This window comes from Pseudomonas quebecensis, from assembly GCF_026410085.1.
GTDB lineage: Bacteria > Pseudomonadota > Gammaproteobacteria > Pseudomonadales > Pseudomonadaceae > Aquipseudomonas > Aquipseudomonas quebecensis.
Genome location: NZ_CP112866.1, coordinates 510,471 through 531,188, shown reverse-complemented (window position 1 = coordinate 531,188; position 20,718 = coordinate 510,471). Strand labels below are relative to the sequence as shown.

At 62.0% G+C, this 20,718-nt stretch carries 22 protein-coding genes; 10 read left to right on the top strand and 12 right to left on the bottom strand.

The annotated features are described in order from the left end of the window. Window position 1: 1 nt before the first annotated feature. Window positions 2–880, bottom strand: a complete 879-nt coding sequence (locus OSC50_RS02580; protein ID WP_034139389.1) for a DMT family transporter — start codon at window positions 878–880, stop codon at window positions 2–4. Window positions 881–1,078: 198 nt separating this feature from the next. Here OSC50_RS02580 and OSC50_RS02575 point away from each other — a divergent pair, with 198 nt between their 5' ends. The 3 genes from OSC50_RS02575 to OSC50_RS02565 are packed head-to-tail and all read left to right on the top strand — an operon-like array spanning window position 1,079 to window position 3,414. After that, complete coding sequence (locus tag OSC50_RS02575; protein ID WP_266246875.1) at window positions 1,079–1,495, top strand: membrane lipoprotein lipid attachment site-containing protein; 417 nt, start codon at window positions 1,079–1,081, stop codon at window positions 1,493–1,495. A gap of 53 nt (window positions 1,496–1,548) precedes the next feature. Next, window positions 1,549–2,433 (top strand): KPN_02809 family neutral zinc metallopeptidase, encoded by an 885-nt coding sequence (gene ypfJ, locus OSC50_RS02570; RefSeq protein ID WP_266246877.1) that lies wholly within the window; start codon window positions 1,549–1,551, stop codon window positions 2,431–2,433. Continuing rightward, window positions 2,434–3,414 (top strand): alpha/beta hydrolase, encoded by a 981-nt coding sequence (locus OSC50_RS02565; protein WP_266246879.1) that lies wholly within the window; start codon window positions 2,434–2,436, stop codon window positions 3,412–3,414. Between the two features lie 462 nt (window positions 3,415–3,876). Here the strand turns inward: OSC50_RS02565 and OSC50_RS02560 are convergent, their stop codons facing one another. The 3 genes from OSC50_RS02560 to OSC50_RS02550 are packed head-to-tail and all read right to left on the bottom strand — an operon-like array spanning window position 3,877 to window position 5,950. Continuing rightward, a complete protein-coding gene (locus OSC50_RS02560) occupies window positions 3,877–4,476 on the bottom strand; it encodes an HAD family hydrolase (protein WP_181079803.1) in 600 nt (199 codons plus the stop codon). Further along, window positions 4,473–5,342 (bottom strand): acyl-CoA thioesterase II, encoded by an 870-nt coding sequence (tesB, locus tag OSC50_RS02555; protein ID WP_181079804.1) that lies wholly within the window; start codon window positions 5,340–5,342, stop codon window positions 4,473–4,475. The genes OSC50_RS02560 and tesB overlap by 4 nt, the downstream gene beginning before the upstream one ends. Window positions 5,343–5,380: 38 nt before the next feature. After that, entirely contained in the window at window positions 5,381–5,950 is a 570-nt protein-coding gene (locus OSC50_RS02550) for a GNAT family N-acetyltransferase (protein ID WP_181079805.1), read from the bottom strand. Between the two features lie 75 nt (window positions 5,951–6,025). Here OSC50_RS02550 and OSC50_RS02545 point away from each other — a divergent pair, with 75 nt between their 5' ends. After that, window positions 6,026–6,946, top strand: a complete 921-nt coding sequence (locus OSC50_RS02545) for a histone deacetylase family protein (protein WP_181079806.1) — start codon at window positions 6,026–6,028, stop codon at window positions 6,944–6,946. 171 nt (window positions 6,947–7,117) lie between these two features. Then, on the top strand, window positions 7,118–8,344 hold the full coding sequence (locus OSC50_RS02540; RefSeq protein ID WP_253509522.1) for a TIGR03862 family flavoprotein: 1,227 nt from the start codon (window positions 7,118–7,120) through the stop codon (window positions 8,342–8,344). Between the two features lie 113 nt (window positions 8,345–8,457). On the opposite strand, the gene rhlE1 is transcribed toward OSC50_RS02540, so the two are convergent. Together rhlE1 and yedA are read right to left on the bottom strand one after the other, a co-directional pair. Next, window positions 8,458–9,792 (bottom strand): RNA helicase RhlE1, encoded by a 1,335-nt coding sequence (gene rhlE1 / locus OSC50_RS02535; protein ID WP_266246884.1) that lies wholly within the window; start codon window positions 9,790–9,792, stop codon window positions 8,458–8,460. 47 nt (window positions 9,793–9,839) lie between these two features. Then, window positions 9,840–10,736 (bottom strand): drug/metabolite exporter YedA, encoded by an 897-nt coding sequence (yedA, locus tag OSC50_RS02530; RefSeq protein WP_266246886.1) that lies wholly within the window; start codon window positions 10,734–10,736, stop codon window positions 9,840–9,842. A gap of 159 nt (window positions 10,737–10,895) precedes the next feature. Between yedA and OSC50_RS02525 the strand changes: the two genes are divergently transcribed. Together OSC50_RS02525 and OSC50_RS02520 are read left to right on the top strand one after the other, a co-directional pair. Further along, on the top strand, window positions 10,896–11,357 hold the full coding sequence (locus OSC50_RS02525) for an Lrp/AsnC family transcriptional regulator (protein ID WP_034100874.1): 462 nt from the start codon (window positions 10,896–10,898) through the stop codon (window positions 11,355–11,357). 639 nt (window positions 11,358–11,996) lie between these two features. After that, entirely contained in the window at window positions 11,997–12,293 is a 297-nt protein-coding gene (locus OSC50_RS02520; RefSeq protein ID WP_181079810.1) for a DUF6124 family protein, read from the top strand. Window positions 12,294–12,473: 180 nt separating this feature from the next. Here the strand turns inward: OSC50_RS02520 and OSC50_RS02515 are convergent, their stop codons facing one another. Next, complete coding sequence (locus tag OSC50_RS02515) at window positions 12,474–12,746, bottom strand: acyl carrier protein (RefSeq protein WP_253509526.1); 273 nt, start codon at window positions 12,744–12,746, stop codon at window positions 12,474–12,476. Continuing rightward, on the bottom strand, window positions 12,736–13,302 hold the full coding sequence (locus OSC50_RS02510) for a hypothetical protein (protein ID WP_181079812.1): 567 nt from the start codon (window positions 13,300–13,302) through the stop codon (window positions 12,736–12,738). The genes OSC50_RS02515 and OSC50_RS02510 overlap by 11 nt, the downstream gene beginning before the upstream one ends. Window positions 13,303–13,788: 486 nt before the next feature. Here OSC50_RS02510 and OSC50_RS02505 point away from each other — a divergent pair, with 486 nt between their 5' ends. Next, window positions 13,789–14,085: a DUF6124 family protein gene (locus OSC50_RS02505; RefSeq protein ID WP_181079810.1), complete on the top strand. Its 297-nt coding sequence runs from the start codon at window positions 13,789–13,791 to the stop codon at window positions 14,083–14,085. Between the two features lie 124 nt (window positions 14,086–14,209). On the opposite strand, the gene OSC50_RS02500 is transcribed toward OSC50_RS02505, so the two are convergent. From OSC50_RS02500 to OSC50_RS02490, 3 genes are all read right to left on the bottom strand, one after another. Further along, window positions 14,210–14,821, bottom strand: a complete 612-nt coding sequence (locus OSC50_RS02500; RefSeq protein WP_266246889.1) for a 3'-5' exonuclease — start codon at window positions 14,819–14,821, stop codon at window positions 14,210–14,212. A gap of 25 nt (window positions 14,822–14,846) precedes the next feature. Continuing rightward, window positions 14,847–15,323: a LabA-like NYN domain-containing protein gene (locus tag OSC50_RS02495; RefSeq protein WP_034100876.1), complete on the bottom strand. Its 477-nt coding sequence runs from the start codon at window positions 15,321–15,323 to the stop codon at window positions 14,847–14,849. Window positions 15,324–15,451: 128 nt separating this feature from the next. After that, complete coding sequence (locus OSC50_RS02490; protein ID WP_181079815.1) at window positions 15,452–16,186, bottom strand: DUF2076 domain-containing protein; 735 nt, start codon at window positions 16,184–16,186, stop codon at window positions 15,452–15,454. A 180-nt stretch (window positions 16,187–16,366) separates the two neighbouring features. Between OSC50_RS02490 and OSC50_RS02485 the strand changes: the two genes are divergently transcribed. Continuing rightward, on the top strand, window positions 16,367–17,026 hold the full coding sequence (locus tag OSC50_RS02485) for a DUF7847 domain-containing protein (RefSeq protein WP_181079816.1): 660 nt from the start codon (window positions 16,367–16,369) through the stop codon (window positions 17,024–17,026). Window positions 17,027–17,065: 39 nt separating this feature from the next. Continuing rightward, a complete protein-coding gene (locus tag OSC50_RS02480; RefSeq protein ID WP_181079817.1) occupies window positions 17,066–18,154 on the top strand; it encodes an endonuclease/exonuclease/phosphatase family protein in 1,089 nt (362 codons plus the stop codon). Between the two features lie 17 nt (window positions 18,155–18,171). Here the strand turns inward: OSC50_RS02480 and hrpB are convergent, their stop codons facing one another. Next, window positions 18,172–20,682 carry an ATP-dependent helicase HrpB gene (gene hrpB / locus OSC50_RS02475; RefSeq protein ID WP_266246893.1) on the bottom strand — a complete coding sequence of 837 codons (2,511 nt, stop codon included), beginning with the start codon at window positions 20,680–20,682 and terminating at the stop codon, window positions 18,172–18,174. Between the last annotated feature and the right edge of the window lie 36 nt (window positions 20,683–20,718).

The window sequence follows — 20,718 nt, the reverse complement described above, 5'->3', positions numbered from 1 at the left end:
ATCACCGCCGCCGCTGCTGCCAGGCGGCGGCCAACCCGCTCATGCAGATCACCCCGATGCCGACCACCGTGGTCATGTCGGGGGTATGGGCAAACACCAGCCAGCCCAGCAACCCCGCGAACACGATCTGGCAATAGCCGAACGGCGCCAGCAAGGCAGGCGCCGCAAAGCGGAACGCCTGGGTCAGCATCAAGTGCGCCGTCATGCCACAGGTGCCCAGGGCCAGCATCATCACGCCGTGCCACAGGGTCGGCACCTGCCAGAAGAACGGCACCAGCGCACTCATCACCAGGGTATTGCACAACCCGGCAAAAAAGTTGCTGGTGGTGGGGGTGTCGTACTGGCTGAGGATGCGCGTCAGCAGTTGGTAAAAGCAGAAGAACATCGCTGAACACAACGGCAGCAGCACCGCCGGCGTGAACAGTTCACCGCCTGGGTGGATGATCACCAGCACGCCGATAAACCCGCAGATCACCGCCAGCCACTGGCCACGTGTCACATGCTCACCCAGCAGCGGCACCGACAGCGCAGTCACCAGGATCGGTGCAAGGAAGTTCACCGCCGTGGCCTCTGCCAGCGGGATGTAATGCAGCGCGGTGGTAAAGAACAGACTGGTGCCCAACAGGCACAAGGCCCGCACCACCTGCATCCCCGGTCGCTTACTGCGCAGCACGCGCAAACCCGATTGCGGCAGGAAGATCCCGGCCATCAGCACGGTATGCACCACGTACCGTGCCCACACCACCATCACGATCGGATAGAACCCGGCCAGGTATTTGGACAACGCGTCGTGGCTGGAAAACAGAAAGGTCGCCACCACAATCAGCAGGATGCCTTTGAACGGATGGTTGACGCCGGAAAGCGGGGTACTGACAGTCATGGAATTCTCTTGCGTGGCGGGCTTAACGCTGAGCACTGAACGAGGCCGCGCTCAACCCGGTAATCTAGCAGGCGGGCCGCAGCCTGCCCCAAGAGCATAACCAAACACCGGGCGAACAGCGCACTAAATCATGGGAATCGAGTCCAACCCTGCACGTTGCCTTCCAGCTGCACATTTTTTAATCAAGGCCTTGCCGCTATGAAAAAAACCTTCTTTATTCTTTCCACCCTCGCCTTGCTCGCCGCCTGCAACCAGGAGGCCAGGCAAGCGCCCAAACCCGCGCCCGCGTCGGTGCAAGCCACGCTGGTACCGCAGACTCCACCGACCGATAAATGGGTCGGCAAGTGGGTCGGCGTCGAAGGCCTGCACCTGACCATCGCCAAGGACGACAGCATTGGCCGCGGTCACTATCTTCTTACCATGCAGTACGGCCTCGACGCCGATGACAGCGGCACCTTCAAGGGTGAAGCGGCCGAAGACGGGATCGCCTTCAACCGCCCGGACGGTCCGCAGTTGCTGCGCGCCGGTGATGGCGCGGCAACCGGTCTCAAGTGGCTGGCGGACAAGAAAGACTGCCTGGTTGTGGTGACCGGCGAAGGGTATTGCCGCGATTAACGGCCATACTCATCTCAATATTTTGTAGGACCGTTCATCAAGAGGATTGCCCCATGCTATGGAAAAAAGGCCGACGCAGCGACAACGTGGTGGATGCCCGCGATGACAGTGGTGGCGGCGGCGGGATGCGCTTCGGCGGCGGCAAGGGCCTGAGCCTCACGGCGATTGTGCTGATCGTCGGTATCGGCTGGTTGACCGGCCAGGACCCGATGCAGATTCTCGGCCAGTTGACCGGTCAGATGGAGCAGGCACCGTCGGTCAGCACCCAGCCGCGTCAGGCACCGCCGGCCAACGATGAGCAGGCCGATTTCGTCCGCGCGGTGCTGGGCGACACCGAGGACACCTGGGGCCAGGTGTTCAAGGAAAACGGCAAGACCTACCAGAACCCCAAGCTGATTCTGTTCCGTGGCCGGGTCAATTCCGCCTGCGGTGGCGCCACATCGGCGAGCGGTCCGTTTTATTGCCCGGCCGACCAGCAGGTGTACCTGGACCTGGACTTCTTCCGGGAAATGTCCCAACGCTTCCAGGCCGCCGGCGATTTCGCCCAGGCCTATGTGATCGCCCACGAAGTCGGGCACCACGTGCAGACATTGCTCCGCATCTCGGCGAAGATCCAGGACGCACGCCAGCAAGGCATGCAGATGCAGGGCGATGGCGGCCTGCTGGTGCGCCAGGAACTGCAGGCCGACTGTTTTGCCGGCGTGTGGGCCAACCGCGCACAAAAACGCTTGAACTGGCTGGAACCGGGCGACATCGAAGAGGCCCTGAATGCGGCCAACGCCATCGGCGATGACCGTTTGCAACAGCAAGGCCAGGGCCGCGTGGTGCCGGACTCGTTCACCCATGGCACCTCCGCGCAGCGGGTGCGCTGGTTCAAGACCGGCTTCGCCCAAGGCCAGATCAGCCAGTGCGACACCTTTAACGCCAAGAGCCTTTAAATGAATAAACGATCGGGATTGCTGCTGGGTATGTGGCTGGCCTGCTCTACCGCCGGGGCCGTCGAGCATGGGGTCAAGGTAGTCAGCCCCGATCGTTTCCAGCTGGAGACCGGTGCCTTAAGCCTTGGTGTAAGCCAGGACTGGCGCCAGCCGTTGCCACATGTCACCCGCGTGCTGATCGTCGTGCACGGTCGCCTGCGCAACGCGCAGACCTATCTGCACAGCGCCGAAGCCGCCGCCGAACAGGCGGGCCAGGCCGATACGACGCTGGTGATCGCCCCGCAGTTTCTCAACGAGGCCGATGCGCAGCGCAATCACTTGGACAATACGGTGCTGCGCTGGCAAGGCAATGACTGGATGGCCGGCGAGCCGTCGGTGGGGGCCGATCACGTCAGCTCCTTCAGCGCGCTGGACCAACTGATCCAGCATTTGGGCGATCGCCGGTTGTTCCCGGCACTCAAGGACATCGTGGTCGCCGGTCATTCCGGCGGTGGCCAGGTGGTACAGCGCTTTGCCCTCCTCGGCGACGATCATCCGACCTTGCATCACGAAGGCATCCGCCTGCGTTATGTGGTGGCCAATCCATCGTCCTACGCCTACTTCAGCCCGCAACGGCCCGTGCCGTTCGACGCGGCGGCCTGCCCTGGTTTCGACGACTGGAAGTACGGCCTGCAAAAACTGCCGGCGTACGCCAACGGCCAAAGCGCCGCGCAACTTGAGCAAACCTACGTGTCACGCAGCATCACGTATCTGCTCGGCCAACAAGACACCAACCCCAACCACCCCGCGCTGGATAAAGGCTGCGAGGCCGAGGCCCAGGGCGCCTATCGGCTGATTCGCGGGCACAACTATTTTGACTACCTCAAACAACGCCATCCGCAGCTGCGCCAGGAACTGGTGGAAGTGCCAGGGGTGGGGCATAACGGCGATGGGATGCTCAGATCGCCCGAAGGCCAGAAAGTACTGTTTCCCCAGCTTTAACTGAACAAAACAGGCGCAACCTGTGGGAAGCGGCTAGCACCCGAGAGCCATAGGTATCCACGCAACCCTCACAGGCTGAAATAACTCTGTGGTGAACTCGGCTGTTTGTAGTGAGCCGGGCTTGTTGTGGTGACCTTGGCTTGCTGTGATGACCTGGCCTTGTTGTGGTGACCTAGACTTGTTGTGGTGAGCGGGCTTGCCCCGCGCTGGGCTGCGAAGCAGCCCCATTCCAGGCGATGTGGTTTCAACTGACACTCCGAGGTGCCCGAGTTTGGGGCCGCTTCGCAGCCCAGCGCGGGGCAAGCCCGCTCACCACAAGAGCTTCATGTACTGACGTGATGTTTTCACTGAAGATAGGTAGATACCCGTGCCCCGATAGCGGTGGGTCAGTCACCCAGCTGTTGCTGACTCACCGTCATCGGGTAAGTCGAACCGTCACACCGCCCCTCCCACCTTTGATAGTCATTGCCTGGGCTGGATCATCCGGTGCAGTGCCGCGCAGTCTGCGGCATGCCAGTCCGCCAACTCGGGCCACGGGTTCTCCGGCAGGTTCACCAGCACGGTCCGGGTTCCCGCCGCACGGCCGCAATCGAGGTCGAAGCGGTAATCTCCGACCATCACCATTTCATCGGGCGATACCTGCCACGCCGCCGCCAATTTCAACAAACCACCCGGTTGCGGCTTGGGCGGCGCGTCTTCGCGGCCCAGCACGTCTTCCACGGCGAAGCAGTCGGCCAGGCCGATGGCCTGCAACGTGACATGGGCCAGCTCCCGCGCGTTGCGGGTCAGGATGCCCAGGCGATACCCGCGTGCGGACAACTCGCGCACCAGTTCCACCGCACCGTCGGCCGCCACCGAGCCCAGCGCCAGTTCACGCTCGTGCTCCAGCAACCAGGCATGCTTGGCCGCCGCCACCTCGGCGGGCAGTGCCGCCAGGTGGGTGAGAATATCGTCTTCGGGCGGGATCTCCAGCGCCACGCGGATCGCCGCAAAATCATGCACGGCCACCGTCAGGGTGCCATCCATGTCGAACACCCAGTGCTTAACGTCCGCCAGGCTCATGCCCAATCCTTGCGATGGCGGATCAGGCCTTCCTGGGTCACCGACGCCACCAGTTGCCCGGCGCGGTTGTACACGCTGCCACGGGAGAACCCCCGAGAGTTGCCGGCCCACGGGCTGTCCATGGCGTAGAGCAGCCAATCGTCGGCGCGCAGGTCGGCGTGGAACCACAGTGCGTGGTCGAGGCTGGCGACCTGCATGTCTTTCTGCCATACGGTCTTGCCATGGGGCAGCAACGAGGTGGTCAGCAGGCCGAAGTCCGAGGCGTAGGCCAGCAGGTATTTATGCAGCGCCGGCGCATCGGCCAGGGCGCCGTCGGCACGAAACCACACGTACTTGACCGGGTCGGACGGCTGGGGGTTGTACGGGTCTTTTTCGGTGACCGGGCGCACTTCGATCGGTTTGGCGCACAGCAGCTTGTCGCGCATGGGTTCGGGGATCAGGTGCGCGCGCTGGCGCGTCAGCTCCAGCTCCGACGGCAGATTCTCCGGGCCGACCACCACCGGCATGGTGGTCTGGTGCTCAAAGCCGACTTCGTCGTATTGGAACGAGGCGCTGCAGGTAAAAATCGGCTGGCCCTTCTGGATCGCCGTGACCCGGCGCGTGCTGAAGCTGCCGCCGTCGCGCACGCGGTCCACCGAGTACACCACCGGCAGCGCCGCATCGCCGGGGCGCAGAAAGTAACCGTGCAGGGAATGCACATGCCGCGCTTCTTCGACGGTCTGGCTGGCCGCCGACAACGACTGCCCGAGCACCTGGCCACCGAACAACTGGCGAAAACCCAGGTCCTGGCTGCGGCCGCGAAAGAGGTTTTCCTCGATCGGCTCCAGGGTCAGCAGGTCCACCAGATCTTCCAATACTTGGCTCATAGAGCAACTCCTAAAAACGATAGGGCATTCCGGGCTGCTTATCCGTGCAGCGTGTCCAACCATTGGGCGCGGGTGATGCGGTACAAAACATGATGACGCAGCGGGTCGTCGGCTGCGACTTTGGGGTGTTCAAAATCGGCCTGCGGATCGTAATGCATACCGATGGCCTGCATGACTTTTTGTGAAGGCAGATTGGCTTCGGTGGTGAAGGCAACGATTTCATCCAGCTGCAAGCGGTCGAAACCACAACGCAAGGCGGCCCAGGCGGCCTCACTGGCGTACCCCAGGCCCCAATGCTCGCGCGCCAGGCGCCAGCCAATTTCCACCGCCGGGGTGAAGCCGGTTTCAAAGCTGACGTTCTGCAACCCGGTGAAGCCGATGAATTCGCCGCTGTCCTTGCGCTGCAAGGCCCAGAAACCGAAGCCGTATTCGGCGAAATGGCCACGGATGCGCCCGATCAAGGCGGCGCTTTCCAGGTGGCTCAGCCGGGCCGGGAAATAGCGCATCACCTGAGGGTCGTCGCACATGCTCGCAAATGCCTTGAGGTCTTTGTCGCGCCACTGGCGCAGCACCAGCCGCGCGCTTTCCAATTCCAGTATCGGCTCCATGGGGCCCCTCCCTTGCCATGTGCGTGAGTGTACAGCGCTGTTAAGATCAGTCGCAGATTCCCGTCAGAAAATTCCATGCCATTGCCACTGATCTACCACGATGACTACAGCCCGGAGTTCCCGGCGGACCACCGGTTCCCGATGGACAAATTCCGCCTGCTGCGTGACCACCTGGTGGCCAGCGGCCTGACCAAGGACAGCCAACTGCTGCGCCCGTCATTGTGCCCGCCGCAGATTCTGGCCCTGGCCCATGAACCTGGGTATATCGAACGCTACATGAGCGGCGAGTTGTCCCGCGAAGACCAACGGCGCCTCGGCCTGCCCTGGAGCGAAGCCCTGGCCCGGCGCACGGTGCGAGCGGTGGGCGGTTCGATCCTGGCCGCCGAGCAAGCGTTGGAGCACGGCCTGGCCTGCCATCTGGCGGGCGGCACCCACCATGCCCATTACGATTACCCGGCAGGCTTTTGCATTTTCAATGACCTGGCGGTAATCAGCCGTTACCTGCTGGAAAGCGGCCGGGTCGACCGCGTGCTGATCTTCGATTGCGACGTGCACCAGGGCGACGGCACTGCGCGCATCCTGCACGACACCCCGGAAGCGATCACCGTGTCGCTGCACTGCGAAAAAAACTTCCCCGCGCGCAAGGCCCACAGCGACTGGGACATCCCACTGCCCATGGGCATGGGCGATGCCGACTATCTCAAAGTGGTCGATGACGCCCTCAACTACCTGTTGCCGCTGTATCAGCCCGACCTGGTGCTGTACGACGCCGGCGTAGATGTGCATAAGGATGACGCCCTCGGTTACCTCAAGCTGACAGACCAAGGCCTGGCCGACCGCGATGAACGCGTGATGCGTCACTGTCTGGGCCGCGACATTCCGGTGATGGGCGTGATCGGCGGCGGCTACAGCAAAGACCGCACGGCCCTGGCCCGCCGCCACGGCATCCTGCACCACAGCGCGCAGCGGGTGTGGACGTCATCAGGTTGTCATTGATTTGTGAGCGTTACCCACAATGGCTGTGGAACGGCCTGTGGATAACTTGAGCGTAAGCGGCTGAGAGCCAGTCTCTGCATAGCCTGTAGGAAGCTGTACATTTTTTGATCAGGCAGCGTCGCACTCCTCAGGTAGAATGCTCAGCTTGTTTTCGCGATCGTAGCCCTGCCCATGCCCGACATTTCCTCTCGACACGCAACCATCATCGGCGGCGGCCCAGCCGGGCTGATGGCCGCCGAAGTCTTGAGCCTGGCCGGGGTGCATGTGGACCTCTACGACGGCATGCCCTCGGTGGGGCGCAAGTTCCTGCTGGCGGGCGTAGGCGGTATGAACATCACCCATTCCGAGGCGTACCCGGCCTTTGTGGCCCGCTACGCCGAGCGCGCCGCGCAAATGGCGCCCTTGCTGCGTGAGTTTGGTGCCCAAGCGTTGTGCGAGTGGATTCATGGCCTGGGTATTCAAACTTTTGTCGGCACCTCCGGCCGCGTATTTCCTACCGACTTGAAAGCCGCCCCGCTCTTACGTGCCTGGCTCAAGCGCCTGCGCGACCAAGGCGTGGTTATCCACACCCGCCATCGCTGGGTGGGCTGGAATGCCGAGGGCGATTTACTTATCCACAGCCCGGACGGCGAAACAGTTGTCCGCAGCGAGGCCGTGCTGTTGGCCCTGGGCGGCGGCAGTTGGTCGCGCCTGGGTTCCGACGGCGCCTGGCTCAAGCTGCTGGAAGACAAAGGCGTGCCCTACGTCCGCCTGCAACCGAGCAACTGTGGTTTCGAGGTGTCGGCCTGGAGCGATTTGATGGTCAGCAAATTCGCCGGCGCGCCGTTGAAAAACGTCGCCATCGGCTTGGGGGACGACAAACCGCGGCTGGGCGAATGCGTGATCACCGCCACTGGTATCGAGGGCAGCTTGATCTATGCGTTGTCGGCGCCGATTCGGGAAGCGATCAACCGCGACGGCGCGGCCACCGTGCATATCGATTTGCTGCCGAGCAAACCGCTGGATAAGGTCCAGGCCGCCCTGACCAAGCCGCGTGGCTCGCGCTCGATAAGCAAGCATTTGCACAGCCAGTTGGGGTTGGATGGGGTGAAAGCCGCGCTGCTGCGCGAGTTGACGCCAGCCGATCACTTCCAGGATCCCGCGCAATTGGCGGTGGATATCAAGGCGTTACCCCTGACGCTGGTGAAAACCCGGCCAATGGATGAAGCCATCAGCACCGCAGGCGGCGTGCCCTTTGAAGCGTTGGATGAGCGCTTGATGCTCAAGCAATTGCCGGGGGTGTTTTGTGCGGGCGAGATGCTGGATTGGGAAGCGCCGACCGGCGGGTATTTGCTGACGGGGTGCTTTGCCAGTGGTCGAGCAGCTGGGCGGGGCATGCTGGAATGGTTGAACCGCTGATCGTTCCCACGCTCCGCGTGGTAATGCCGCCAGGGACGCTCCGCGTCCCGCTGTAGAGTCGTGACGCAGAGCGTCACAGGATGCATTCCCACGCAGAGCGTGGGAACGATCATTTACTTCTTCTTACGCGGCCCGGTATTAAACACCGGCACCTTGCGCACCGGCTTGATCGACGGCTCCACCGGCGCCGCGTCCCCACTGTCCACCCACTTGCCCAGATTGCTCTTGCCGCCACCACCGGACGCCTTGGGCTTCTTCGGTTTTTTCGGCTTCTTCACCACTTGCCCGCTGGCATCGGTATCCGGCACCCGGTGCTCGGGCTCAAAGTCCGGCTCGGTTTTGCGCGTGAGGGTCTGACGGGTCAGCATCTCGATGGCCGACAGCATGTTCACTTCATCGGCACACACCAGGGAAATCGCCTCACCGGTGTTGCCCGCGCGGCCAGTGCGGCCGATACGGTGGATGTAGTCCTCGGCCACGATCGGCAGGTCGAAGTTGACCACCAGCGGCAGGTCTTCAATGTCCAGGCCACGGGCCGCCACATCGGTGGCCACCAGGATCTGCACATCGCTGGACTTGAAGCGGTCCAGCGCGCGTTGGCGCGTAGCCTGGGGTTTGTCGCCATGGATGCCGTCGGCATTGATGCCCAGGCCCTGCAACTTGTCCACCAGCGCATCCACGCCGTTGCGGGTCTTGGCAAACACCAGCACCTGCTTCCAGCGGCCTTTGCGCATCAGGTGCACAAACAGCTCCGGCTTGCGCTTCTTGTCCACCGGCACCACCCACTGCTTGACGGTGTTGGCCGCCACGTTGCGTGGGCTGACTTCGATGCTCAGCGGGTCGTTGAGCATCTGCCCGGCCAGTAGGCGGATGTCATCGGAGAAGGTCGCCGAAAACAACAGGGTCTGGCGCTTTTTCGGCAGCATTCGGTAGATGTTCGCCAGTTCTTCGGAGAAGCCCAGGTCGAGCATGCGATCCGCTTCGTCCAGCACCAGGGTCTGCAGCTGATTGAGCTTCAGCGCGTTCTGGCGGAACAGATCGATCAAGCGGCCAGGGGTGGCGACCAGGATGTCGACGCCCTTGCGCAGCTTCATCATTTGCGGGTTGATGCTCACGCCGCCGTACACCGCGTAGGTGGTCAGCGGCAGGTGTTGCGCATATTCGGCGACGCTGGCGTGGACCTGCTCGGCCAGCTCACGGGTTGGGCACAGGATCAGCGCGCGTGCCGAGTTGGCGGCGACTTTCGGCCCTTCCAGGGTCAGCAATTGCAGCAACGGCACGGCGAAGCCGGCGGTCTTGCCGGTGCCGGTCTGGGCGGCGGCCATCAGGTCGCGACCGGCCAGCACCGCCGGAATGGCTTGCGCCTGCACCGGCGTCGGGGTCTGGTAGCCGAGCGTCTCAAGGGCGCGCAGCAAGGGTTCGATCAGGCCAAGGGTGGCGAAAGTCATGTAGTTACCGTAGGAAAAATCAACGCAAGGTCGCAATGCGCGGCAGTTTACCTTATTTCCGGCTTGGGCTTGCGCCACTGGGGCAGGCTGATCAACAGCACCGCGCTGATAATCACCAGCATGGCCAGGGCTTCTTCCAGGCCGATGGTTTCACCGACGAACACAATCCCCAGCAACACCGCCACCGCCGGGTTGACGTAGGCGTAACTGGTCGCCGCTGCCGGGCGCACGTGCTTGAGCAGGTACATATAGGCGTTGAAGGCGATGATCGAGCCGAATACGGTCAAGTAAGCCAGGGCCAGCCAGCCTTCCAACGGAGGCATCGCCTGCAGGTGCTCGCCGGACAGCGCACTGACGATCAACAACGCCACACCGGCCACCAGCATTTCCGCGGCACTGGCCATGGCGCCCTGGGGCAACGGCAACTGCCGGCTCCACACCGAGCCGAACGCCCATGACGCCGCCGCAAACAGCAACAACGCGGCCCCTATCGGACTCGACTGCAGGGTGTTGCCCATGTTGAGCATGGCGATGCCGACGATCCCCAGGATCACCCCGGCCCATTCCAGTCGCGTATTACGCGCGCCCCAGAAGTACCCGCACAGCAGGGTGAACAGCGGCACCGTCGCTACCGCCAGCGCCGCCACACCGGACGACACGCCGGTGTGCTCGGCCACGCTGACGCCGCCATTGCCGAAGGTGAGCAGCAAAATGCCGATCATCCCGGCGGCTTTCCACTGCTTCCAGGTCGGCGCCGGCACCCCACGCCATCTGAGGTAGCCATACATCAACGCCCCCGCCGTGCAAAACCGAATCCCCGCTAGCAACAGCGGCGGCCAATATTCGACGCCGATGCGGATCACCAGGTAGGTGGAACCCCAGATCACATATAAAGCAAAGAAGGCAGCGATCAACGGTAAGGGAAAGCGACGTGGGCCAGGCATGGGGCGGCTCTATGACGGAAACGGGAGGCTTATTCTAGAAAGGCAGGCGGATAAAAATAAGTTACAAAACCTGTTTAAACGGCCCATACACTTTTCAAAACAGGGTTATGGGGGCTATAAGCTTTGTTTTCGAAAGCAACCGGTGATTGGAGCCTTTCTATGGACAAATACGACCGCATGCTCCTCAACGCCCTGCTTGAAGACGGCCGCGCGTCCTACGCACAACTGGCGCGCATCGTTAACCTCTCCGCCCCGGCCGTGGCCGAACGCGTGGCCAAGCTGGAGGCCAGCGGGGTAATCACCGGCTATCAGGCCAAGGTGGACCTGTCCAAAGTGGGCTTACCGATTCAATGCGTGATTGAACTGCGCCTGACCCACCACGGTAATCAAAAGGTCTACGACGCCCTCGCCGAAATCCCCGAACTGACCGAGTGCCACCGCGTCACCGGCGACCCCTGCGTGATCATGCAGGCGGCGGTGGGGTCGATGCAGGAGCTGGAAAACCTGATCAACCGGATTGCAAAGTTTGGGTTCAGCAAGACCTCGATCATCCTATCGAGCGCGATAGAACGGCGAGTGCCGTTGGGGCAATTGGAAGGCAATGGGAAAACGCTTGGCTGATAGATCGCCATCGGGGGCAAGCCCCCTCCCACAGTTTTGACCGCGTTGACTGCGCAATCCGAAGGTAAACACAGATCCAATGTGGGAGGGGGCTTGCCCCTCCCACAGTTTTGACCGCGTTGACTACGCAATCCGAAGGTAAACACAGATCCAATGTGGGAGGGGGCTTGCCCCTCCCACAGTTTTGACCGCGTTGACTACGCAATCCGAAGGTAAACACAGATCCAATGTGGGAGGGGGCTTGCCCCCGATGGCGTCAGTGGCCGCACCGCAAATTCGAGCGCTCAACGATCGCGACGCCGTCAGAATGCTTGGATGGCCAGCAAGACTGATCCCTTTCATTTGCGGGACGTTTCCGAGAGAATCCCACGGCCTTGTTTCCGTCGGATCAGGTAGCTAGTCTCGCCCAGTCATCGAGTTTTCGGTGACCGGACGTGCAAGTCCGCCGACGGTAATACTCAAAAGCTTTAACTCTTTAACGTCTGTTTTTTCAGGCGGTAATTCGTTATGGCAGTTGTACGCGGGAGATCTTCGGATCTACCGAACTCCGTCTCGGTCTTGCACACCCGCGTACCGCTGCCACCCTAATTCGCGTGCAAGCGAATGGTGCAGCTTCTTATCTGACGGAGAAGCGACATCATGGTCAAAGTTACCCCCGATCCACCCCACTTCCCCAGCGAAGACGCCCTGCTCCACCGCCGCGCCATCGACTACTACCTCAAAGCCAGCGCCCCCGATGCGCCCACTTTCACCCTGAACGACAACCTGAGCCTCGAAGACGCCCTCGCCCACGCGGCGGATTTGTTGCACTGCGCGGTGGGCACTGCACATTCGTCGGGGGAAGCGATGGATGTGCAGCAGCGGGCGGTGATGCATTTGGTGGAGATGGCAAAGGGAGTGGTGGATCAGGCTCTGGAGTGTGTGCAGCCTCGATGAACGACACATAACTAATGTGGGAGGGGGCTTGCCCCCGATAGCGGTGGACCGGTCAGCTAATCTGTGACTGACAGATTGCCATCGGGGGCAAGCCCCCTCCCACAGTTTTGACCGCGTTGACTGCGCCAATCCGAAGGTAAACACAGATCCAATGTGGGAGGGGGCTTGCCCCCGATGGCGTCAGTGGCCGCACTGCAAATTCGCGCGCTCAACGATCAAGTCGACTATCTGCTTGATGGTAGTGATGTGATCCCAATCCTCCTGCGTCGCCTGCAAGTTGAATTGCCACTTGATCTGCATGACAAAGCAGGTCAAATCATCATCAATAATCTTGAAGTCATGGATGAAGTCCGTTTGCTCCGTGACCTGACTTCGGTCGATAAAGCCGATGATATCGACGAATAGCTGAATTACCTTTTCGCTGATCTCGGTTCTAGTCGGGCTACCTTCCATTTCTGGCCTCATAGGCGCACTTACCAATACTGATTAGATCAAAAACAGCTAACCCCGCAGCTACGAACGGAATGCCCCGCCCAATAATGCCAAATACCCGGACGGTGCCAAACGTTGCTTTCGCCATTCTGGCCACCGTGGGTTGCCTGATCAATGTACGGGGGAAAAAGCGCATGCCAATAAGACTCGCCAAGTTCGTCGTTTTGCTGGAGCCAACATGAACCCAAGTGCCCACGGCCATTTTGCTGATAGGTATGCCCGCGGCACCAGTGAGAACCGTTGCGGCCGTCAAGCCGTAGTGTTGCTGTGTGCATTTCCAGAGTTCGTCAAACGTGGTGCTCGGCACCGAGGAGTCAGCATGCACGGGCTTGAGGAGCTGGTAACTGGCGCCATGGGTCCAGCTTGGCGAACCAGGTAAAACCATGACTGCCGGGCAGCTTGTCATCGCGTTTCCCAAATGAAACGCCACGTTTGAAGTTGAGCCGAAATCGATGCCGTTACGCTGGAGTTCAAACTGGCTTCGCATGATTGCTGTGTGAAGATCGCTTTCCTGCATGACGTAGTCCCTGTACGTAAATGACAGCAGGGATCTTAGGTCGCAGCGAAGGGCTATAGACGGGAGACGGGAAAATCCAGAAAAGTCCGACATGACAGCAAGTCTAAGCTTACTGACTATTCAGAAAGCAAATAAACGCCCCGAAAAAGAGCTGTTGTTTCAAAGGCCAGCAAGACCGATCCCTTTCATTTGCGGGACGTTTCCGAGAGAATCCCACGGCCTTGTTTCCGTCGGATCAGGTAGCTAGTCTCGCCCAGTCATCGAGTTTTCGGTGACCGGACGTGCAAGTCCGCCGACGGTAATACTCAAAAGCTTTAACTCTTTAACGTCTGTTTTTTCAGGCGGTAATTCGTTATGGCAGTTGTACGCGGGAGATCTTCGGATCTACCGAACTCCGTCTCGGTCTTGCACACCCGCGTACCGCTGCCACCCTAATTCGCGTGCAAGCGAATGGTGCAGCTTCTTATCTGACGGAGAAGCGACATCATGGTCAAAGTTACCCCCGATCCACCCCACTTCCCCAGCGAAGACGCCCTGCTCCACCGCCGCGCCATCGACTACTACCTCAAAGCCAGCGCCCCCGATGCGCCCACTTTCACCCTGAACGACAACCTGAGCCTCGAAGACGCCCTCGCCCACGCGGCGGATTTGTTGCACTGCGCGGTGGGCACCGCACATTCGTCGGGGGAAGCGATGGATGTGCAGCAGCGGGCGGTGATGCATTTGGTGGAGATGGCAAAGGGAGTGGTGGATCAGGCTCTGGAGTGTGTGCAGCCTCGATGAACGACACATAACTAACGTGGGAGGGGGCTTGCCCCCGATAGCGGTGGACCGGTCAGCTAATCTGTGACTGACACACCACAATCGGGGGCAAGCCCCTTCCCACATTTCCAGCGGAGTTGTTCTGTCAGAACCCGCGATGCTTCTTTAAATGCTCATTGATCTTCGCCGCCGGCACCTTCTGCAAGGTGCACAGCAGGTCGTGGGACAGTTCGCGCAGGCCATGGGTACGTCGCAGTTCCTGGGCCAAATGCGCCGTCAGGTTGGCGGCCATTTCCGCGTCCGCCAATGCACGGTGAGCCTTGCCGGTATGAGGCAGTTGAGCGAAAGCATTCAAGGTGCCGAGCTTATGGTTGGGTGCCGAGGGCATCAGGCGGCGGGCCAGCAGCAGGGAACAGGCGAATTTCTGCAGGCGGGTGCGGCGGATCAGGCCCAGTTCGTAGTCCCAGAATTTCTGGTCGAATGCGGCGTTGTGCGCCAGCAGCGGCGTGATGCCGACGAACTCGTTGACTTCGTTCATCACCCGCTCGGCCGGTGGTGCGCTGCGCAACATGGCGGTGCTGATGCCGGTCAGTTGTTCGATAAAGCCCGGCACGCGCACGCCGGCATTCATCAGGCTCTGGTAGCGGTCGACGATGTGCCCGCGCTCAAGGATGACCACGGCAATTTCCGTGGCCCGGCACTGGCTGCTCGGGGTGATGCCGGTGGTTTCAAAGTCGATGACCGCTATACGTTCCAAACCTGTTCCTACTCCGTCAAAACAACTATTTAAGCAGCAACGCGCCTTCGATCGGCACGTAGCGGCTGGCGGCGCGTATCAATGAATTGGCCGTGAGCCCCGGCACGCCATAAGCCACGGCTTCAACGCCATGTTTGTGGATGATGCGTTCGAGCAGCATGTCGAAATCACCGTCACCGGAGGCCAGCACCACTTCGTCGACGTGGTCGGCGGCGTCCATGATGTCGAGGGTGATACCCACGTCCCAGTCGCCCTTGGCCGAGCCGTCGCTGCGCTGGATATACGGCTTGAGCTTTACCGTAAAGCCCAGGTTGCGCAGGATCTGCTGGAACTGCTGCTGCTTGCTGTCGCCCCGGTCGATGGCATAGGCATACGCCTCGACGATCTGCCCGCGGGAGCTGATATCAGCCCACAGGGCGGCGTAGTTGAAGTGGCAGCCATAGGCCTGGCGCACGGTGTAATAGAGGTTTTGTACATCGGCGAACACTGCAATTTTCTTCACCGCACTTCCCCATGACAGCCATTTGGACCCGGCATACGGGGGTCCGCAAAGGCGCCAGTATGCCAGCCACAGGGAAGTTTCCGGGAAAAAATCAGACCGGGGCGCTATGCCGCCCCGGCCTGGCGGTGTCAGACGAAGGAATCGTCATCATCGAAGACGGAAGAGTCGTCGGAATAATCGCTATCGGCAAAGCTGTCGGCGTTGTTGCCGCCCCAGCTGTCGTTGCCGGCGAACTTCTGGTCATCGTTGCCCCAGTTGCCTTGATCGCTGGCCGGCGCCGGTTGCTCGATGATTTCTTCCACCACCTGTGGTTGCTGGTTGTGGTGGAACAGGCTGCTGATGCCCTCGGCCAGCAACACACCACCGGCCACGCCCGCTGCGGTTTTCATGGCGCCGCCAAGGAAACCGCTGCCCACGGGCGCGGCAGGTGCTTGGGGGGGCTGCTGATAGCTCTGTTGCGGCGCAGGCTGGCTGAAGGAGGGCCGCGCCGGTTCGCGCCAACCGCCGCCCGTGGAGGCCGGGGCGCTCTGGGTGGGTTGCGCGTCGCGGGAGCCGCCGCCAAAAATGCTCGACAGGAAACCGCCACCGCTGGAGGCGGCGGGTTGCGCGGATTTGGCGCGTTGCAATTGTTCCTGCAACTGCTGAATCTGCTGCGCCTGTTGCTTGTTCTGCGCGTCGAGGCTCTGCAGGGCGTGTTCCTGCACCAGAATCGACTGGGTCATGTAGTACCCGGCGGCCGGTTGGCGAGTCATGTGCTCCTTGATCCGCGCTTCGGCCTGGGCGTCGCGGGGGGCTGAGTCCGTTTCGGCTTGCTGCAACCGTGAAAACAGTCCATCGATCAGGGTTTGCTCTTCGCTGTTCATGGCGACCTCGTTAGATTGCCGGTAGAAATCGTGGTCCTGCCCTTGATCAGGCCAGGTGCGTGCTAGTTATGGGGCTGTTACCAATTGTTTCAATGGTCTTTACTCAAGGTTTACGTTTGTGCCCCTTCGATGCTGATCGGTTAAAGTGTCGCCCTCGTTTACAGGCCTGCGATGAACCTGATGAATCCGTTAGACGTACTGCGCGACTCCTTCCGTTTTACCCTGCGCAACCTGGGCGCCATCGTTCAGCTGTGCCTGCCCTGGGTGATCCTCGAAGCGGTGCTGCAACAAGTGCTCGACCATACGCTCGGCGCGGACGCCTTCCCCGGTTACAGCGTGATAGTGGGTTTGCTCGTCTACCCGGTGTATACCGGTGCCCTGATTCTGTTCCTTGACGCCCGAACTCGTGGCCAGACGCCGCGCACCCGCGATGTGTGGGCGATGGCGCTGACCCTGTGGCCGCGTTTCGCGCTGCTGACGGCCATGAGCACGCTGTTGATTCTGCTGGGGCTGTCGCTGTATTTCCTGCCGGGCCTATGGCTGATGGTGGTGCTGGGGTTTGCCGAGTACCTGCTGGTGCTGCGCGGCATGCCGGCGCTGGAAGCGATGAAGGAAAGCCTGCGCCTGACCCGTGGGCATTTCTGGCGCATCCTCGTGTGCCTGCTGTGTGTGATGACACCCCTGTGGCTGCTCAAGGGCGCCAGTGTCGCGGCGTATCCCGAGCCGGCGCCGTTGCTGGGTGTGCTGATCGACAGTGCTCACAGTTTCCTGCAGCTGTTTACCAGTGTGGTGCTGTTCCGTTTATTCATGCTGATCGGTGGCGACGCCGACGCGCGGTGATATGCTCCCGCCATCCCTGACACGCCCTAAGCCGAGCCGATGACCCGTTTATTGCGCATCACCTTGCTGGGCCTGCTGATCGTCGCGGGCCTGGCGAGCGCCTTGATCTACAGCCTCACCTGGCGCCCCGAACCCAGGCAGACCCTGCCCGTCAGTTGCGTGGCGCCACGGGCGCCTACCCTGCTGCCCGGGCAGGCGCTCAAAGTGATGACCTGGAACGTGCAATACCTGGCCGGCAAAAACTACGTGTTCTGGTACGACACCGCCGACGGCAGCGGCCCGGACGAGCGCCCCACCGTGGAAGACATGGCCGTCAGCCTCGACGAAGTGGCGCGGATAATCCGCGATGAACAACCCGACCTCCTGCTGTTGCAGGAACTCGACGAAAACGCCAAGCCCTCCCATTACCAGGATCAACTCGCGTTGCTGCAAGAGCGCCTGGTCGACCTCTACCCGTGCAGCGCCCAGGCGTTCGACTGGAAAGCCGATTTCGTGCCCGACCTGCATATTTTCGGCAGCGTCGGGCGCAAGCTCGCCACCCTCAGCCGCTACCAGATCGAACACGCCGAACGCCTGCAACTGCCGGTGCCGGATGCTGGATTGATCAGCCGCCAGTTCCAGCCCAAGCCCGCCCTGCTGCTGACTTACCTGCCGTTGAGCGATGGCGGCCAGCTGGCGGTGCTCAACACGCGTCTGAATCCCGATATGCCGGGGCACAGTGCCGTGCAGGAACAGGTGCAGGCCACGGTCAAGCTGTTGGATAAATTCGAGGGGCGTGGCACACCGTGGTTGATCGGCGGCGATTTCAATCTGCTGCCGCTGGGGCAATTCCTGCGCCTGGACGCCAGCAAACGCGGGCAGTATTCGCCGGACAGCGAGCTGCACCTGCTGTGGGACAAGTACCCGATGATCCCGAGCAACAGCCAATCCAGCGGCATCGACCGGGAGAAATGGCTGACGTACTTCCCCAACGACCCGAGCATCGACGGCCCGGATCGCACGGTCGATTACCTGTTCCACAGCCCGCGCATCAAGCGGGTGGAGGCCAAGGTGCGGCAGGAGGATACGTTGCGCATTTCCAACCATTTGCCGGTGATTGCCCGCTTCCTGCTGCCCGCCGCGCAATAAATGTAGAAGGCTTAGGGTTATGACTTTCGGGGTTTGATCCGCGCGGTCGGCTCGGCTATCAGCGGATCATCCGGCCAGTAATGCTTGGGATACCTGCCCTTCAGGTCTTTCTTCACCTCGGCATAGGTACTGCGCCAGAAGTTCGCCAAGTCCTGCGTCACCTGCACCGGCCGCCGTGCCGGGGACAACAGGTGCAGCTTCACCACCTGGCGCCCGCCGGCGATGCGCGGCGTGTCGGCCAGGCCGAACAGTTCCTGCAAGCGCACCGCCAGAATCGGCGGCTGTTCGCTGTAGTCCAAACGCACCGATGAACCCGAAGGGACTTTGATGTGCTGCGGCGCGAGTTCGTCGAGGCGCTGGGGCAGCGGCCAGGGCAGCAGGTTGTGCAGATAGCTGGAGATATCCAGGTTGGCGAAGTGGCTCAGGCGCGAGACTTTTCCCAAGTACGGCATCAGCCAGTGCTCCAGGCCGGCCAGCAACGCGTTGTCACTGAGGTCGGGCCACTCGCTGGTTTTGCCGGCGTCCAACTGACGCAGCAGCATCACCCGGGATTGCCATTGCCGCAGTTCCGGGGTCCAGGGCAACAGTTCCAGGCCTTTGCGCCGCACCAGATTCACCAGCGCCTGACTGCGCGCGGCTTCGTCGAGGCCGGTCAGCGGTTCGCGGCTGAGCACCAGTTCACCGACTTTGCGCTGGCGCTCGGCACGCAGTACGCCTTCGCGTTCGTCCCAATCCAGTTGATCGACGTTGCGCACTTGCTCGGCGAGCACCGTGTCGAACAGCGCCGGATCGAAATCCGCCGCCAGGTAAATGCGCTCTTCGCGCTGGCCCTGGCGGCTGCCCAGGTCGGCGATCACCAGCCACGGTTGTTTCATCAGGCTGTCGGCCTCGGCGAACAGCGCCGCGCGGCCATTGGCCAGGCGGTATTCGGCGCCGCCGGGGCGACGCTGCTGGGCCACGCGGTCCGGGTAGGCCAGCGCCAGTAAGGCGCCGAGCCAGCGCGGGTGGTCTGGATCGGCCACCGCTTGCGTCGGCTTGCCGCGCAGGTACCCGCGATATTGCCGCGCCAGTTGCCTGGCCCGCTGCACGCCACCTTGGCCGCCGCGTGCGCGTTCTTCGCCGGACATCAACGCCAGACGGCTATGCAGGTCCGCACCGGCACCGCGCAAAATATCGCGCTCGCCCAATAGCGCGGCGACGTCACACGCGGTGGCCGCCAGCCCCAGGTCTTGCCCGCGCAGCAGCAAATGAGCGATGCGCGGATGGGCCGGCAACTCGGCCATCTTCTGCCCATGCGCCGTCAGTTTTTCTTCACTCAATGCCCCCAGACGCACCAACAAGTCCTGGGCCTGGGCATACGCGGCGGTCGGTGGCACATCGAGCCAAACGAGCTGCGCGGGCGTCACGCCCCAGCGCGCCAGCTGCAAGGCCAGACCGGCGAGGTCGGCGGCGAGGATTTCCGCGCTGCCATACGCGGCCAGGCCTTCATGCTGGTCTTCGGACCACAACCGATAACACACCCCCGGTTCCAGGCGCCCGGCCCGGCCGGCGCGCTGGGTCGCACTGGCGCGGGAGATGCGTTGGGTGTCAAGGCGAGTCATGCCGCTGCCGGGGTCGAAACGCGGCACTCGTGCGAGCCCGGCGTCGATCACCACGCGCACGCCATTGATGGTCAGGCTGGTCTCGGCGATGTTGGTGGCCAGGACCACTTTGCGTGTGCCGGGCGGCGCAGGGTCGATGGCGGCGCGCTGGGCGTTGAGGTCCAGCTCGCCGTGCAGCGGGCACAGCAGCACATCGGGGCTGTCGCCCAGGGCGTCGGCAAGCTGCTGGTGGACCCGGCGAATCTCCGCCTGGCCCGGCAGGAACACCAGCACACTGCCGGTTTCGTCATGCAGGGCTTCAAGGACGGTTTGCACCACGCGCGGTTCGATAAACTCACCGGGCTGATACGGCCGCCCCCAGCGCATCTGCACCGGAAACATGCGCCCTTCGCTGCGCAGGATCGGTGCGTCGTCCAGCAAACCGGCCAGGCGCTCGCCTTCGAGGGTGGCGGACATCAACAGGATTTTCAGCGGCTGCTCATCGCGAAACAGCTCGCGGCCATTCAGGCTCAGGGCCAGCGCCAGGTCGGCGTCGAGGCTGCGCTCGTGAAATTCATCGAAGATCAGCAGGCCCACGCCCTCCAGGGCCGGGTCGTCCTGCAGGCGCCGCGTGAGAATGCCTTCGGTGACCACTTCGATGCGCGTGTCGGGGCCGACTTTGCTGTCGAGGCGGATGCGATAGCCGACGGTGTCGCCGACTTTTTCCCCCAGTTCGCTGGCCAGGCGTTCGGCGGCGGCGCGCGCAGCCAGGCGGCGCGGTTCGAGCATCAGGATGGTCTGCCCGGCCAGCCACGTTTCATTCAATAAGGCCAAGGGCACGCGGGTGGTTTTACCGGCGCCGGGCGGCGCTTCCAGCACGGCTTCATGGCGATTGGCCAAAGCGTCACGCAGGGCGGGTAAAACATCATCGATGGGCAACGAATTCATACTGGCTCCAAAGCAGAGCGGCGAGTATAACGGCGA

Excerpts from the sequence above, each read along its gene's own strand:
- OSC50_RS02580 (WP_034139389.1), bottom strand. The coding sequence starts at position 880 with ATGACTGTCAGTACCCCGCTTTCCGGCGTCAACCATCCGTTCAAAGGC.
- OSC50_RS02575 (WP_266246875.1), top strand. The coding sequence starts at position 1,079 with ATGAAAAAAACCTTCTTTATTCTTTCCACCCTCGCCTTGCTCGCCGCC.
- ypfJ (WP_266246877.1), top strand. The coding sequence starts at position 1,549 with ATGCTATGGAAAAAAGGCCGACGCAGCGACAACGTGGTGGATGCCCGC.
- OSC50_RS02565 (WP_266246879.1), top strand. The coding sequence starts at position 2,434 with ATGAATAAACGATCGGGATTGCTGCTGGGTATGTGGCTGGCCTGCTCT.
- OSC50_RS02560 (WP_181079803.1), bottom strand. The coding sequence starts at position 4,476 with ATGAGCCTGGCGGACGTTAAGCACTGGGTGTTCGACATGGATGGCACC.
- tesB (WP_181079804.1), bottom strand. The coding sequence starts at position 5,342 with ATGAGCCAAGTATTGGAAGATCTGGTGGACCTGCTGACCCTGGAGCCG.
- OSC50_RS02550 (WP_181079805.1), bottom strand. The coding sequence starts at position 5,950 with ATGGAGCCGATACTGGAATTGGAAAGCGCGCGGCTGGTGCTGCGCCAG.
- OSC50_RS02545 (WP_181079806.1), top strand. The coding sequence starts at position 6,026 with ATGCCATTGCCACTGATCTACCACGATGACTACAGCCCGGAGTTCCCG.
- OSC50_RS02540 (WP_253509522.1), top strand. The coding sequence starts at position 7,118 with ATGCCCGACATTTCCTCTCGACACGCAACCATCATCGGCGGCGGCCCA.
- rhlE1 (WP_266246884.1), bottom strand. The coding sequence starts at position 9,792 with ATGACTTTCGCCACCCTTGGCCTGATCGAACCCTTGCTGCGCGCCCTT.
- yedA (WP_266246886.1), bottom strand. The coding sequence starts at position 10,736 with ATGCCTGGCCCACGTCGCTTTCCCTTACCGTTGATCGCTGCCTTCTTT.
- OSC50_RS02525 (WP_034100874.1), top strand. The coding sequence starts at position 10,896 with ATGGACAAATACGACCGCATGCTCCTCAACGCCCTGCTTGAAGACGGC.
- OSC50_RS02520 (WP_181079810.1), top strand. The coding sequence starts at position 11,997 with ATGGTCAAAGTTACCCCCGATCCACCCCACTTCCCCAGCGAAGACGCC.
- OSC50_RS02515 (WP_253509526.1), bottom strand. The coding sequence starts at position 12,746 with ATGGAAGGTAGCCCGACTAGAACCGAGATCAGCGAAAAGGTAATTCAG.
- OSC50_RS02510 (WP_181079812.1), bottom strand. The coding sequence starts at position 13,302 with ATGCAGGAAAGCGATCTTCACACAGCAATCATGCGAAGCCAGTTTGAA.
- OSC50_RS02505 (WP_181079810.1), top strand. The coding sequence starts at position 13,789 with ATGGTCAAAGTTACCCCCGATCCACCCCACTTCCCCAGCGAAGACGCC.
- OSC50_RS02490 (WP_181079815.1), bottom strand. The coding sequence starts at position 16,186 with ATGAACAGCGAAGAGCAAACCCTGATCGATGGACTGTTTTCACGGTTG.
- OSC50_RS02485 (WP_181079816.1), top strand. The coding sequence starts at position 16,367 with ATGAATCCGTTAGACGTACTGCGCGACTCCTTCCGTTTTACCCTGCGC.
- OSC50_RS02480 (WP_181079817.1), top strand. The coding sequence starts at position 17,066 with ATGACCCGTTTATTGCGCATCACCTTGCTGGGCCTGCTGATCGTCGCG.
- hrpB (WP_266246893.1), bottom strand. The coding sequence starts at position 20,682 with ATGAATTCGTTGCCCATCGATGATGTTTTACCCGCCCTGCGTGACGCT.